This is a genomic window from Altererythrobacter sp. B11, assembly GCF_003569745.1.
GTDB lineage: Bacteria > Pseudomonadota > Alphaproteobacteria > Sphingomonadales > Sphingomonadaceae > Croceibacterium_C.
The window spans coordinates 3634219-3647674 of sequence record NZ_AP018498.1 but is presented as its reverse complement, the minus strand read 5'-3'; the positions used below and the strand labels follow the sequence as shown (position 1 = coordinate 3647674).

Sequence of the window (13456 nt, the reverse complement as noted above, 5' to 3'; positions counted from 1 at the left end):
GGTCAGTCCAGCGAAGCGAGCAGGTCGCGATAGGCGTCCGCGTCCATCAGTCCGTCGAGCTCGGCGGGGTCCGCCAGCGTCAGCCTGAAGAACCAGCCCTCGCTTTCGGCGGCGGAGTTCACCAGCGCGGGGTCATCCTCGATCGCACCATTGCCTTCGGTCACCGTGCCGCTGACGGGCGCATAGACGTCGTTCGCCGCCTTTACCGATTCAACCACTGCCGCTTCCGCGCCCTTGGCCAGAACGGCGCCCGGCTTGGGCACCTCCACGAATACGATGTCGCCAAGCTGCGACTGGGCATGATCGGTGATGCCGATGGTGGCGGTGTCGCCATCCACGTCGATCCATTCGTGTTCCTGAGTGAAATAGCGGGTCATCGGCTTGCTCCCTGACGGTGATAGCGGTGGGGGACGAAAGGCAGAGGGGTGACCGCGGCCTCCAGCCGCCGCCCGCGCACTTCGGCGGTCAGCGGCGTGCCGGGTGCGGCATGGGCGGCATCGACATAGGCCATGGCGATCGGGCGGCCGAGCGTGGGCGAGAACCCGCCGGACGTGACCCGCCCGACCTCCGCATCGCCGGCAAACAGCGGCGCGCCTTCGCGCGCGGGCAGGCGCCCGTCGAAGGAGAGGCCGACCCGGCGCCAAGCAGGGCCTTGTTCCACCAGGCGGGCGATGGGCGCATGGCCGGGGAAGCCACCTTCGGCGCGGCGGCGGCGGGCGATGGCCCAGCCGAGCCCCGCACTCACCGGGTCGGTCGTGCGGTCGAGATCATGGCCATAGAGCGGCAGGCCTGCTTCCAGTCGCAATGAATCGCGCGCGCCGAGGCCAATGGGATGCACTTCGGGCTCGCTGCAGAGCAGTTCCGCGATCGATGCCGCCTTCGCGGAAGGGATGGAGATCTCGAACCCGTCCTCCCCAGTGTAGCCGGTGCGGCTGATCCACGCTGCCGTGCCGGCGAGGGTGAAGTGCGCGCCGCGCATGAAGCTGAGCGTAGAAAGGGGCGTGGCGCCGGTCGCATGGCGATCGAGCACCGCGAAGGCGGCCGGTCCCTGCAGCGCCAGCAGTGCGCGATCCTCTAGATGGCGCAGCGTGGCCCCGGCAGGCAGCCGCTCCTCGAAATGGGCGATGTCGCCGTGCTTGGTGGCCCCGTTCACGACGATGAAGAACCCGTCCTCCCAGCGGGCAACGATCAGATCGTCGATGATGCCGGCGTCCTCGTCGAGCAGCAGGGAATAGCGCGGCGCGCCCGGCTCCAGCGTGCGGAGGTCGATCGGCAGCAGCGCTTCCAGCGCAGCCTCCGCCCGCTCCCCGGACAGGAGCAGCTGGCCCATGTGCGAGACGTCGAACAGGCCGGCGTGGCTGCGGGTCCATTCGTGTTCGGCCACGATGCCGCCGCCGGGGCCGGTGTATTGCACGGGCATGGCATAGCCGGCGAAGGGCACCATCCGGGCACCCCGCGCGCGATGCCATTCATCGAGCGGGAGCGGCTGTGCCTCTGCCGGAGTGTCGTGGTCGCTCATTCATTCTCTCCCGACGTGTGGCGACGAGGCCCGGGGCGGGCATCATCGTCACCCCCTCTGTCGGGAGACCTGAGAGCTTGGCGTGCGGTGGGCCCGCACGCTTACCCCTTCGGTGGAGCGGCAATGCGCCGCCCGCTTTCCAGAGTGCCGGCCGTGTCGCGGTCCTTTGGCCTGAGAGTTTCCGGGGCGGTTGCTCCTTCGGCGGCCCATCCCCGAGAGGAAATGGACGCTCTCCCACGACACGTTCGGGAAGTTACCTTCCTGACGGCCCCGCCATGATGCGCCGGGCGGCGGGGCCGGTCAAGCTGGTTTCTCGCGCAACCGCCTGCGGGTAACAACACGGTGATTGCACGCGGGCTGCAAGCGGGTTCGTCCAGCTCTGCAATTGTTGCTTCATGCTTTTCGGCCACAGCCGCGGTGGCCTGCCCGTTGCAGCCGGGCCCGTTTCGATCCACTGACCATCCGGCCGATGGACCCGGCGCCTGGTGATGGGAGGAAACGAGTGGGCGATCCAGACCGCTCCGGCGATGGCAGAGTGGAGAAGGGCCGCCAGCGCCGGGCGAAGACGCGCGCGGCGATCATCGCTGCGGCCTTCGAGATCTTCGGCGACGAAAACGGCCTGTTCGCGCGGATCGAGGACGTGGCGGAGAAGGCCGGTGTGACGCGGGCGACCTTCTACAACCATTTTTCCAGCATGATCGAATTGCGCGAGGCGCTGACGCAGGAGGTGACGCATGATTTCCTCCTCCGCGTCACCCGCACGCTGAACAGGCTGGCAGATGCGCGCGAGCGGTCGGCGGTGGCGATCCGGCTCTACCTGCGCCGGGCGCGGGAGGACCGGCGGTGGGGCTGGTCGATGATGAACATGAGCGCATCGGGGGCGATCTTCGGCAGCGAGACCTATGGCCAGGCGGAGCGGACGGTGGCCGAAGGCATGGAGGAGGGCGTGCTGGCCATCCCCTCCGCTGAGTTGGGGCGCGATCTGCTGCTGGGCACGACGCTCGCGGCGATGGGCTCCATCGTCAAAGGCCACATGCCGGACGATTACCCCGAACTGGTGGCCGGCTACATTCTCTGCGGCCTCGGCGTCGACCGCGCCGAAGCGCGCCGCATCGCCCATTTGCCGCTGCCTGATCTGGCGGCTGCCCCGGCCGATGAGGCGGCTGCGCCTTTCGATTGACAAAGTGCCAATCAAACACTAGCCAGAACTCAATTTACAAAATGTAAAATGAAAATGGGAGTGGATGATGGGCGGTCTTCTGGGCCGGCGGCTATGCGTGGCCGCTGCGATAGGATTGGGGGGCTTGAGCCTGGCGGCGGCGTCGGGCGGACTTGCCCAGGCAGCCACGCCGCAGAACGGCACGGGGCAGGGCACCACCACACAGGGCATACCGGGCGTGGCGCCGCCGCGTGGCCCGCAATTCATCTATGATCGCACCTGCGGCTATTGCCACGGCCACAATGTCGGCCCGATCATCCTGGGCCGCAATCTTCCCCCCGAACTGATCGAAAGCTTCGTGCGCCATGGCAACGGCGCCATGCCCGCCTTCAAGCCCACCGAGATCACCGATGCGGAGCTGGCGGCGCTGGCTCGGTGGATCAGCACTGCGGATCAGGACGAGACGGAGCACGGCCAATGAGCGGGACTTTCGCATTCTCCCGGCGCGATATGCTGCGCGCCGGCGCCGCCGGTTCGGCCGTGATCGGCACCGCCGCGCTGAGCCCGCTAGCCCGCGCGCGCATGATGCCGCAGGACATGGACCGCGCCGCCTTCGCCAATGCCGTGCGCGAACTGAAGGCCGTGGTGGGGGATGAATGGGTCTTCGCCGACGAGGCGAGCACCGTCAGCTATCGCAAGAGCTTCATTCCCGATCTGCGCGGCGAACATATCCCCTCGGGCGCCGTCGCGCCCAAGAGCGTGGAGGAAGTGCAGGCGATCCTGCGCATTGCCAACACCTATGGCCTGCCGATGTGGCCCGTCTCCACCGGCCATAACATGGGCTATGGCATGGCCACGCCCGCCAGCAGCGGGCAGATGATCCTCGATCTCAAGCGGATGAACCGCATCCTCGATTTCGATGCGGAACTTGGCACGATCCTGGTGGAGCCGGGCGTCACCTATCAGCAGATCCACGACTATATCGAAGAGAACGACCTGCCCTTCTGGATCGACGTGCCGACGGTGGGGCCGATCGTGTCCATGGTGGGCAACACGCTGGAACGCGGCGTGGGCTACACGCCCTATGGCGATCACTTCTTCATGCAATGCGGCATGGAAGTGTGCCTGGCCGATGGCTCCATCCTGAAGACGGGCATGGGCTCGATCGAGAAGGGCAACACCTGGCAGGCATTCAAATGGGGCTATGGCCCCTATCTGGACGGGCTGTTCACCCAGTCCAATTTCGGCGTGGTCACCAAGCTGGGCATGTGGCTGATGCCGCGCCCGCCGGTGTACAAGCCCTTCGTCGCCCGTTCCGCCAATGTGGAGGATGTGGCGGCGATCACCGATGTGATCCGCCCGTTCCGCATGAACAATCTGATCCCCAACGGCGTGCTGATCATGGGGGCGCTGTATCAGCTCGCCATGTTCAGGCGGCGCAGCGACATCTGGCAGCAGGCACAGCCGATCCCGGCCGATGTGCTGAAGGCGGAAGCGAAGCGGAATGGCCTGGGCATGTGGAACACCTATTTCGCGCTCTACGGCACGGAAGAGATCATTGCCGCGACCGAGCCGATCCTGCGCGCGGCCTTCGAAGGCGCGGGCGCCGAAGTGCTGACGGATGCCGAGATGAACGGCAACCCGTGGTTCGAACATCACAAGACGCTGATGCGCGGCGGCATGACGCTGGAGGAGATCGGGCTGGTCCGCTGGTGGGGCCGCAACGGCGGCGCGGTGGCCTTCGCCCCCGTGGCCCCGGCCAAGGGCAGCGAGACGCGCGGGCAGACCGAACTCGCCACGCGGATCATGAACAAATGGGGCTTCGATTACGCCCCGGCCTATGCCGTGGGCGGGCGCGAACTGCACCACATCATCTTCCTGATGTTCGACAAGGGGGACGAGACATCATCGGCCAATGCGGAAAAATGCATGGACGAGATGATCCGCGAATTCGGCGCGCGCGGCTGGGCGGCCTATCGCTCCAGCGTCTCCACCATGGATCTCGTGGCCCAGCAATATGGCCAGACCAATCGCGATGTGAATGCGCGGATCAAGCAGGCGCTCGATCCCAACCACATCATCGCACCCGGCAAGCAGGGAATAGCATGATGAAGCTGATCCCCGCGCTCGCCTCCGCCTGCGCTCTCGTTTTCTCCTCCCCCGCGGGGGCGCAGGCGGCCCAGGGGCAAGATCAACCGCCGCTCAAGGTGGAAGTGCTGCGCACCTCGCCCGGATCGCTCAACGTCAATGTCGCGCTGATCGAGGGGGAGCATGACGCCGTGCTGGTGGATGCCCCCTTCACCCGCGCCGATGCGCATCGCGCGGTGGCGATGGTGCTGGATAGCGGCAAGCGCCTGACCCATGTGTTCGTGACGCATGACCATCCCGATCACTTCTTCGCGATGGAGGTGATCCAAGATGCCTTCCCCGATGCGAAGATCGTGGCGCATCCGGCGGTGGTGGCGGACATCTGGCGCTCCCTGCCGTTCAAGGTGAAGCGGTGGAGCCCGATGCTGGGCGCCAATGCGCCGCTGCATCCCAGCGCGCCGCAGCCGCTGGAAGGCGATACGATCCTGCTGGAAGGGCAGGAGCTGAAAGTGATCGGCCCGATGCAGGGCGATCATCACAATGCCACGGCGCTGTGGGCGCCCTCCATCCGCGCGTTGTTCGCGGGTGATCTGGTGTTCAACCACATGCATCTGTGGCTGGGGGAGCATGACCCGGCGCAGGTGCAGGCCTGGGCCGCTGCGCTCGATCGGTTGGCGGCGCGCCAGCCGCGGATGGTGGTGGCCGGCCATTCGGCCCCCGGGATGACCGATACGCCGGACGGCATTGCCTTCAGCCGCCACTATCTTGAACGGTGGCAGGCGCTGGCGCGGCAGGCGAAATCCTCGGAGGAACTGCGCACTCTGGTGCAGGCTGAATTTCCCGATACGATCGACGCGCTCGGCGATTTCATCCTGGGCACATCGTCCAAAGTGGCGACCGGAGAGGAACCGAAATGGCAGGAATAGACAGTCGCTTCGAAGGGAAGATCGCGCTCGTCACCGGCGGCGCCACGGGTATCGGCCGCGAAACCTCCAAGGCCTTCGCCGCGGCAGGGGCGAAGGTGATGATCGGCGATATTGACGAACGGGCGGAGGAAACCGTCGCCATCATCCGCCAGGCCGGCGGGGAGGCGGACTTTACCCTTACGGATGTGACCGACGGGCAGGCGGTGCGCGCGCTGGTGGCCCGCACGCTGCAGCGTTTCGGCGGGATGCATTGCGCCTTCAACAATGCCGGTGTCCTGCCCCCGCAGCGGCCCATCCATGAAGTGCCGGATGACGAGCTGGATCTGGCCATCGCGGTGGATTTCAAGGGCGTGTGGTATGCGCTGCAGGCGGAAATCCGCCATTTCCTGGAGATCGGCGGCGGGGCCATCGTCAACACCGCCAGCGTGGGCGCGCTGATCGCCGATCCGAACATGGCGGCCTATTGCGCGATGAAGCACGCGGTGGCCGGGCTGACCAAGGCGGCGGCGGTGGAATATGCGCAGAAGAACATCCGCGTGAACGCCATCGCCCCCGGCTTCGTCGTCACCTCGATGACGCGCCACTGGGCGGAGAGTGGGGAGTTCACCGAGATGTTCTTCCAGCACAACATCTCGGGCCGCTGCGCGGAGCCGGAGGAGATCGCCGGCACGGTGCTGCATCTCTGTTCCGACGCCGCCAGCTTCGTGAACGGCGCGGTGTGGACGATCGACGGCGGCCAGACCGCGCATTAGGCCAGACCGCGCACTAGGCCGGCCCGCCGGTTCGATCCTGCGCCGGGTCAGCTCTCCGGCTTGAAATGATCGGCCAGCATCCACGGCTCGAAGCCATAGCTGCGGGCGTTCGGGTCGATCAGCATGTCACTATTCCACGAAGCATGGGCAGCCTTCAGCTCGGCAAACAGTTCGGGCATCCGGTCCTTCAGATTGCCGCGCTCCAGCGGGTCGGCCACCACGTCGAACAGGAATTCCTCCGGCCCCATCTTCAGGTATTTGTAGCGGCCGCGCCGCGCCGCCTTCTGGTCCTTGTTCCAGAAACGCCAGAACAGCGTCCGCTCGCCCATGGATGATCCGGCCATGGCCGGGCGCAGGTCCACCCCGTCGGTGGGATAGCGGGGATCGGGCGCGCCGCCGGCGGCGGCAAGGAAGGTCGGCAGGAAATCCATCGACATGGCGGGCACCGTGCTTTCGCCGCCCGCCGGCGTCACGCCCGGCCAGCGCACGATCAGCGGCACGCGGATGCCGCCTTCCAGCAGTTCCGTCTTGATGCCGGTGAAGGGCCAGTTGTCGGAAAAGCGTTCCCCTCCGTTGTCGCTGGTGAAGATCACCACCGTATCCTGTTCCATCCCCAGCTCGCGCAGCCGCGCCAGCACCCGGCCGACATTGGTATCGAGGCTGGTGACCATGCCGGCATAGGTTTCCATCGTCCCGCCATCGTAATCGGCAATGGCGAGATCGGGGCCGGGGGGCTTCTGCGCCAGCCGTGCGCTTTCCGCCCGCCCGGCGGCATCGTTGGTTTCCCAGGGCCAGTGGGCCGCGGTGAAATGGAGCGAGAGCAGCCAGGGCTTCCCAGGCTCCTTCGCGCGGGCATCGAGATATTCGAGCGAGCGGTCGGCGAGCAGATCGGTGTAATAGCCGAGCTCCTCCACCGGCACGTCGCCATCCCACAGGTCCGGCTTGCCGCCGATGGCGTGAGTGAAATAATCCACCCCGCCGCCACGATTGCCCCAGAACTCGTCATAGCCGCTTTGCAGCGGGCCGAAGCGGGGCAGGCCGCCCATGTGCCACTTGCCCACCAGCGCCGAGTGGTAGCCCTGCTGGCGCAGCAGCGAGGGGAGGGTGGGATGCGCCGGATCGAGCCCCAGATCGGGGTTCTGCAACGGCTCTTCCAGCCCGGCCGGCGTGCGATATTGATAGCGGCCGGTGATCAGCCCCACGCGCGTGGCCGAACACACCGCCGAATTGGCATAGCCGTGGGTGAACTTCATCCCCTGCGCGGCCAGTCCGTCCAGCACCGGAGTCTGGTATTCGCGGCGGCCGTAGCAGGAGAGGTCTGCATAGCCGAGATCGTCGGCCATGATGAACAGGAAGTTCGGCCTGCGCCGCGGCGTTCGCGCCAGGCCGGGAACGGTGACGGCGAGCGCCGCCGTGCCCAGTGCCCCGGCCATGGCGGCGCGGCGGGTGATACGGCTTGCTATGCTTCTTTCGGTCAATGCGGATTCCTCCGGTGTGGGTAGGGGTCGATCGGCGTTCCGGTGCCGGTCACATCTTCAGTTTTACGCCGATGGTAAAGCGGCGGCCGAGAAGATCGAACAGCGTGCTGTTGGTCTGGAAGGAATGGCCGCCGAAGACGCTGTAATAGGGGGTGATCGGCGGATCCTGATCGGTGAGGTTGGTGATCGCGACGAACAGCTCCGTCGCCGCGCGGGAGCCCAGCTCCATTTCATAGGTGACACGGGCATCGAGGTAGAAGGCGCTGTCCACATGGTTCAGCGCCGTGTCGGCCAGCCCGTTCTCCTGCGTTCCGGACGCGATGTAGCGGCCTTGCAGGAAGGTCCTGACCGGCCCCTGCCGATAGGTGAGCGAGCCGGTGGCGCGGAAATCGGGCAGGGCATAGGGGATGCCGTCCACCTGCTGGATGCCCGTCTGGCCGGCCCGGTCGATATAGGCGCCGGTGCTGAGCGTGCGCGAGGCTTCGAACAGCCAGCTGGCGAAGACGCGGGCGGAGACATCCTCCTCCCCGCCGAACAGGCGAACGGGGGCGGCATAGTTCGCCTCTACATCCAGGCCGCGCGTGCGGTTCTTGTTCACATTGATGAACACGTCGCCCACCAGCACCGGCACATCATTATCGAGCGTCACCAGCGCGCAGAGTTCCGGCACATTGTCGATCAGGCAGCCGTTGAGCACGTTCTGCGAACCGAGCTGGCCGATCGCATCGCTGACCTTGATGTCGTAGTAGTCGGCCGAGAGCGAGAAGCCGGGCAGCGCGGCCGGCCGGATCACCGCGCCCGCCGTCCAGGTATCGGCCTTTTCCGGATCGACCTCAGGATTGCCGCCGGAAAAGATGGTGACGTTGATCGCGTCCTGCCCCGGAATGCGCGGATCGTCGAGCACGGCCGCGCCGCCGGTCTTGTCGAACCGCTCGGACAGATTGGCCGCGCGCACGTCGCGCGAATAGGTGCCGCGCAGCTTGAGGAAATCGAACAGGTCGACATCCAGCCCGGCCTTGTAGGCCCAGACCGTGCCGGACCCGGTGTAATTGGCCCAGCGGCCCGCGACATGCAGATTGGCCCCGTCGATCGGCCCCGCGCCATCCAGCAGCGGCACCAGCGCCTCGCCATAGGCTTCGTAGACGTCGATGGAGCCGATGATGTTGGAAACCTTGGAATATTGCAGGCCCACCGTGTTCACGCAGTCCGCCGTGCTGACGCCGCGGAGGCCGGGGATCTCGCCATTGCAGGCGACAGGATGGCCGTTGGTGTGGTCGGAGGAGGGGTTGGATGCGTCCTCCACCAGCTGCAGGATGGACTCGCGCCGGAAGGAACCGCCGAAGGCCGTGGAGATCGTGCCGGCCCAGCCTTCCGCCAGATCGCCGCTGAAATCGAGTTCCACCACATGCTGGTCGATCTTCGTGCGGTTGAGTTTTTCCGTGCCGGTCGTGAAGGTCTGCGTGTCGCCGCGCGCATAGCCGGTATCGGCGTAGAAGATCGGGGCAGTGATGGTAACGCCGGGCTCATAACCGGTGACGTAGTCCACCGCCGCCGCGCTGGCATTGCCGCGACCGAACAGGTTGAGCGGCTGGCATCCCGGGAAGGCATCGCTGTAGAGCGTCACCCGGCAGACGATGTTGCCATTGGCCGTGCCGGTGGTTTCCGTGCCTTCGTCCACCGCATCCAGCGCGGCGAACACGCGATCGACCCGCAGGCCATCCTGATAGGCCTTCCGCTTGTTCTTGCCGTATTGGTAATAGACGTCCGCCTGCCACCCGTCGAACAGCCCGCCGGTGGCGATATCAAGCGTCAGCCCGCCGGCGAAGCTCGTCATCACGCTGTCGTCGCGCAGCGTGTTGGAGAGCGCGAGATCGTCCGGATGGCCCATGCGGCGCAGGGTGAAGGACTGGATGTTGTTCGCAGCCATCACATCGCGCACGCTTTGCGGCAGGAAGGCGTTGCTGGCGAAGATGGTCGCCGTGGTGGGCGTGCCGTTGAACGAGGATGTCGGATCGTTGTAGCGGAAGGTCTTGTTCTGGCCGCGCATGAACTGGGCGTAGAACAGCAGATTGTCGGTCAGCTCGTAATCGGCATAGGCATAGATGCTGTTGCGCTTGGCATCGGGGAAGATCGTGTAGGGATTGGTGCCGAGGTAATCCCCGCTGCCGCCATTGGTGATCGAATGGGCTGCGGGCGGAGCGCCGGTGGGCAGGGCATTGGTGATGCCGCTGCGCACGAAGGGCACCACGCCGCTGCCATCGGGCAGGAACTGCATGCCCTGCAGCGGCGTGCCGGGGGCAAAGATCACGCCGTCCCACGTCGAATTGGCGGACACCACATTGGGGTAGGGGGTGCCGTTCACCACACCCCAGGCGCGATACCAGTCCCGCCCGCGGAAATTGTGGACGCCATCCTGATCCGAGAACTCGCCGGATACGATCACATGGCCGCGGTCGCCGATATTCGTGCCGAAGATGCCGGAAATCTCGTAGCTCTGGTTGTCGCCGCGTTCCGTCATGCCGGCCTGCGCCGACAGTTCGAGGCCCGAGAAATCGCGATCGAGGATGAAGTTCACCACGCCCGCCACCGCGTCGGAGCCATAGGCGGCGGAGGCGCCGCCGGTGACGGTTTCCACGCTGCGGATCGCGGCTTCGGGGAAGGTGTTGATGTCCACCCCGCCGAAGGCGCTGGAGGACACCACCCGGTGTCCGTTGAGCAGCGTCAGCGTGCGGTTGATGCCGAGGCCCCGCAGGTCCAGATTGCCGTACCCGCCGCGCGCGAACCAGCCGGTTCCCCCCACGCCCGAAACCTGCACCGCAGATACCGACTGGTTGCCGAGGAACTGGGGCAGCGAGCCCACCGCCTCCACCAGCCCGCTGGTGCCCATCGCCTCCAGCGTTTCGTCGCTCACCACGGTGACGGGCACGGGGGCCTGCGATCCGTCGCTGCGCAGGCGAGAGCCGGTGACCACGATGGGCGCGGCAGGGCTGGCGGGTTCCGCGGCTTCATCGGTGTCGGTCTGGTCCTGTGCGGCCGCCGGATGGGCGCCGATGCAGAGCGCCAGGGCGCTGGCACCTGCCGCCAGCCCACAGCGGAACGTGCCCGGAATCCGGGCCTCCTCGAATATCCTCATCACTCTCCCCTTTTCTTTTGTGCGGGCAGGGTGGGTGAAGGCCGAAGGCGCGGCAAGGCACCGCGAAATGATGACAGGTGATAATCGGCAAGCTATCGCAAGGCCCGATGACGATAATGTCCAGCCTGCCTTTCACGCTGCGCCAGCTCGACGTGTTCCTGAGCGTCTGCGCCACGGGCAGCTTTCGGCAGAGCGCGGAAGATCTGCGCATTTCGCAGGCCTCCGTCAGCGGGCAGGTGAAGGCGCTGGAACGGCAGCTGGGCGTGGCGCTGCTGCTGCGGCGGCCCGGACGCAGGGCCCAGCTCACGCCAGCGGGTACGGCGTTCCTGGAAGACATGACCGGCTTTCGGCAGGCAGCCGCCCGGCTGGCTTCGCATCGGCGCCTTCGGTCCGCCCTCGCGCGGCCGCCGGTCTATCGCATCCGTATCGGCGAAGCCCTGCTGCAACGCTTCGTGCGGCCGCGGCTGGGGGAATTCCTCGCCCGAATGCCCGATGTGGAAATGGAATTCGAAGCGCAGCCGCCGGGTTCGCATCCGGTGCAGGAGGTGCTGGGCGGCCGGTTCGATTTCGGCCTGTTCCATGTCCGCGTGTCAGAGCCGCTGCCGGCGCATATCCGCTCCATCGCGGTGACGCGCGGCGGGGTTTATGGCCACCGGAAGTTCGCCGAAGGGAAGGCGCTGCCGCTGTCGGCGGCGGAGATATCCCGGCTCCCCTTCGTCCTGCCCAAGGCCGGCAGCCGGCTGGAGAAGGCGTCGCTCGCCGCACTGGCAGGGGCGGGGATCAAACCACGGCAGGTTGTCGGCCATTCCCCCTTTTTCGATGTGCAGGTCACCCTGCTGGCAAACGGCATGGGTGTCGCGTCCTTCAGCGATCCGCTGGTGCCGGCGGACCTGCGGGATACGATCGTGCTGTTGCACCCCACCGAAGACTGGCGGCTGGTGTTCTTCAGGAAGGACGACGCCTCGGGCGAGCACGCCGATGCGGTCGAGCAGTTCCTGATTTCCAGCGTGCTGGAGAGCGGCGACTACACCGTGACGGACTGAGCAAGGGGAGGCGGCCGGTCACTTCCCCGGCACCATCGTTCCGCGCAAGGACTTGCCCGCCGTCTCCGGCGTGCGGAGCAGGGCGATCGCGCCGACCACGCAGGCGGCCATCATCACATAGGCCGGCATCATCTGGTCGCCCGTGCGCCCGATCAGCCAGCTGTTGAAGGCCGGCGCGGTGCCGCCGAACAGCGAAGTGGCGACGTTGTAGGAAATGGCGAAGCCGGCGAACCGCACATGGGTGGGGAACATGGCCGGGAAGGTGGCGGAAATCGTGGCGAGCTGCGGCACGTACAGCAGGCCGAGCAGCGCGAAGCCAATGATCGCCCCGGTGAAGCTGGAGGCCATGAGATGGTAGAGCGGCACCGCTGCCACGAACAGCCCGATCAGCGAAAACCACCACAGCGGCTTGCGGCCCACCCTGTCCGACAGGCGACCCGCGAAGGGCACGAAGATCATCATGAACAGCATGCCCAGGATCGGCACCACCAGCGCCCCGTCGGTGGAGAGGCCGAGGCGGTTCTGCAGATAGGTGGGCATGTAGCTGAGCAGCGTGTAATTGACGACATTCAGCGCCACCACCAGCCCGCCCATGGTAAGCAGCGGCCGCCAGTATTGCGTCACCAGATCGCGCAGTTCGGTGGAGGCGGCCGGTTCCGTCTCGTGCTGGGCCTCCACTTCGCGGAAGATCGGCGTGTCCTCCATCTTGGAGCGCAGATACATGCCGACAAGCCCCATCGGCCCGGCGACGAAGAAGGGGATGCGCCACGCCCAGTCGTGCATCGTCTGATCGCCCAGCCACAGCGAGAAGCCGAGCATCAGCAGCGCGCCGAAGGAAAAGCCGGCGAGCGTGCCGAATTCCAGAAAGCTGCCGTAGAAGCCGCGGCGATCGTCCGGCGAATATTCGGCCATGAAGGTGGCCGCCCCGCCATATTCGCCGCCGGTGGAGAAGCCCTGGATCATGCGCAGCAGCACCAGAATGGCGGGCGCCCAGAAGCCGATGCTGTCGTAGGACGGGATCAGGCCCACCGCCACCGTGGCGCCCGACATCAGCAGGATGGTGATGGCCAGGACCGTCTTACGGCCATAGCGATCACCCAGCGGACCCCAGAACAGCCCGCCCAGCGGCCGGACGAGGAAGGAAATGGCAAAGGTCGCCAGCGCGAACAGCGTCGCCTCGCCCGCTTCGCCCGGAAACAGTGCGGCGGAGATATAGACGACGCCATAGGCATAGATGCCATAGTCGAACCATTCGGTGGCGTTGCCGAGGGCGGAGGCGGCGATGGCCCGGCGCAGCACGGCAGGGGGCGTCGCCTCCGGGTGGCCCATCGGCACATTGGCGCCGAAGGCGGGGCTGG

At 66.5% G+C, this 13456-nt stretch carries 11 protein-coding genes and 1 riboswitch; of the genes, 6 read left to right on the top strand and 5 right to left on the bottom strand.

The genetic code is table 11. The features are described 5' to 3' along the window. Nucleotides 1-2: 2 nt before the first annotated feature. Nucleotides 3-377 (bottom strand): glycine cleavage system protein GcvH, encoded by a 375-nt coding sequence (gcvH, locus tag AEB_RS17105; protein WP_119084207.1) that lies wholly within the window; start codon nt 375-377, stop codon nt 3-5. Then, a complete protein-coding gene (gene gcvT, locus AEB_RS17100) occupies nt 374-1519 on the bottom strand; it encodes a glycine cleavage system aminomethyltransferase GcvT (RefSeq protein ID WP_119084206.1) in 1146 nt (381 codons plus the stop codon). The genes gcvH and gcvT overlap by 4 nt, the downstream gene beginning before the upstream one ends. A 149-nt stretch (nt 1520-1668) precedes the next feature. After that, nucleotides 1669-1766: riboswitch (glycine riboswitch) on the bottom strand. Nucleotides 1767-2021: 255 nt separating this feature from the next. On the opposite strand from gcvT, the gene AEB_RS17095 reads away from it, so the two are divergent. The 5 genes from AEB_RS17095 to AEB_RS17075 all read left to right on the top strand — a co-directional run bounded on the left by AEB_RS17095 (nt 2022) and on the right by AEB_RS17075 (nt 6444). Beyond that, nucleotides 2022-2699, top strand: coding sequence for a TetR/AcrR family transcriptional regulator (locus AEB_RS17095; protein WP_172593148.1), 678 nt, complete (start codon nt 2022-2024; stop codon nt 2697-2699). Nucleotides 2700-2823: 124 nt separating this feature from the next. Next, nucleotides 2824-3159, top strand: a complete 336-nt coding sequence (locus tag AEB_RS17090) for a c-type cytochrome (RefSeq protein WP_231958807.1) — start codon at nt 2824-2826, stop codon at nt 3157-3159. Then, a complete protein-coding gene (locus AEB_RS17085) occupies nt 3156-4787 on the top strand; it encodes an FAD-binding oxidoreductase (protein ID WP_119084204.1) in 1632 nt (543 codons plus the stop codon). The genes AEB_RS17090 and AEB_RS17085 overlap by 4 nt, the downstream gene beginning before the upstream one ends. Continuing rightward, the gene (locus AEB_RS17080; RefSeq protein WP_119084203.1) at nt 4784-5692 is read left to right on the top strand and encodes an MBL fold metallo-hydrolase; all 909 of its coding nucleotides are present in this window, start codon (nt 4784-4786) and stop codon (nt 5690-5692) included. The genes AEB_RS17085 and AEB_RS17080 overlap by 4 nt, the downstream gene beginning before the upstream one ends. Next, a complete protein-coding gene (locus AEB_RS17075) occupies nt 5680-6444 on the top strand; it encodes an SDR family NAD(P)-dependent oxidoreductase (protein ID WP_119084202.1) in 765 nt (254 codons plus the stop codon). Before AEB_RS17080 ends, AEB_RS17075 begins: the two co-directional genes overlap by 13 nt. Before the next feature lie 47 nt (nt 6445-6491). On the opposite strand, the gene AEB_RS17070 is transcribed toward AEB_RS17075, so the two are convergent. Beyond that, a complete protein-coding gene (locus AEB_RS17070) occupies nt 6492-7922 on the bottom strand; it encodes a sulfatase-like hydrolase/transferase (protein WP_231958806.1) in 1431 nt (476 codons plus the stop codon). Between the two features lie 49 nt (nt 7923-7971). After that, entirely contained in the window at nt 7972-11055 is a 3084-nt protein-coding gene (locus AEB_RS17065; protein ID WP_119084200.1) for a TonB-dependent receptor domain-containing protein, read from the bottom strand. A 116-nt stretch (nt 11056-11171) separates the two neighbouring features. Here AEB_RS17065 and AEB_RS17060 point away from each other — a divergent pair, with 116 nt between their 5' ends. After that, on the top strand, nt 11172-12098 hold the full coding sequence (locus tag AEB_RS17060) for a LysR family transcriptional regulator (protein WP_172593147.1): 927 nt from the start codon (nt 11172-11174) through the stop codon (nt 12096-12098). 18 nt (nt 12099-12116) lie between these two features. Here the strand turns inward: AEB_RS17060 and AEB_RS17055 are convergent, their stop codons facing one another. Continuing rightward, on the bottom strand, nt 12117-13427 hold the full coding sequence (locus tag AEB_RS17055; protein ID WP_231959000.1) for an MFS transporter: 1311 nt from the start codon (nt 13425-13427) through the stop codon (nt 12117-12119). Nucleotides 13428-13456: the final 29 nt, after the last annotated feature.

Coding starts and splice junctions, on each gene's coding strand:
- gcvH (WP_119084207.1), bottom strand. CDS start 377: ATGACCCGCTATTTCACTCAGGAACACGAATGGATCGACGTGGATGGC.
- gcvT (WP_119084206.1), bottom strand. CDS start 1,519: ATGAGCGACCACGACACTCCGGCAGAGGCACAGCCGCTCCCGCTCGAT.
- AEB_RS17085 (WP_119084204.1), top strand. CDS start 3,156: ATGAGCGGGACTTTCGCATTCTCCCGGCGCGATATGCTGCGCGCCGGC.
- AEB_RS17080 (WP_119084203.1), top strand. CDS start 4,784: ATGATGAAGCTGATCCCCGCGCTCGCCTCCGCCTGCGCTCTCGTTTTC.
- AEB_RS17075 (WP_119084202.1), top strand. CDS start 5,680: ATGGCAGGAATAGACAGTCGCTTCGAAGGGAAGATCGCGCTCGTCACC.
- AEB_RS17065 (WP_119084200.1), bottom strand. CDS start 11,055: ATGAGGATATTCGAGGAGGCCCGGATTCCGGGCACGTTCCGCTGTGGG.
- AEB_RS17060 (WP_172593147.1), top strand. CDS start 11,172: ATGTCCAGCCTGCCTTTCACGCTGCGCCAGCTCGACGTGTTCCTGAGC.
- AEB_RS17055 (WP_231959000.1), bottom strand. CDS start 13,427: ATGGGCCACCCGGAGGCGACGCCCCCTGCCGTGCTGCGCCGGGCCATC.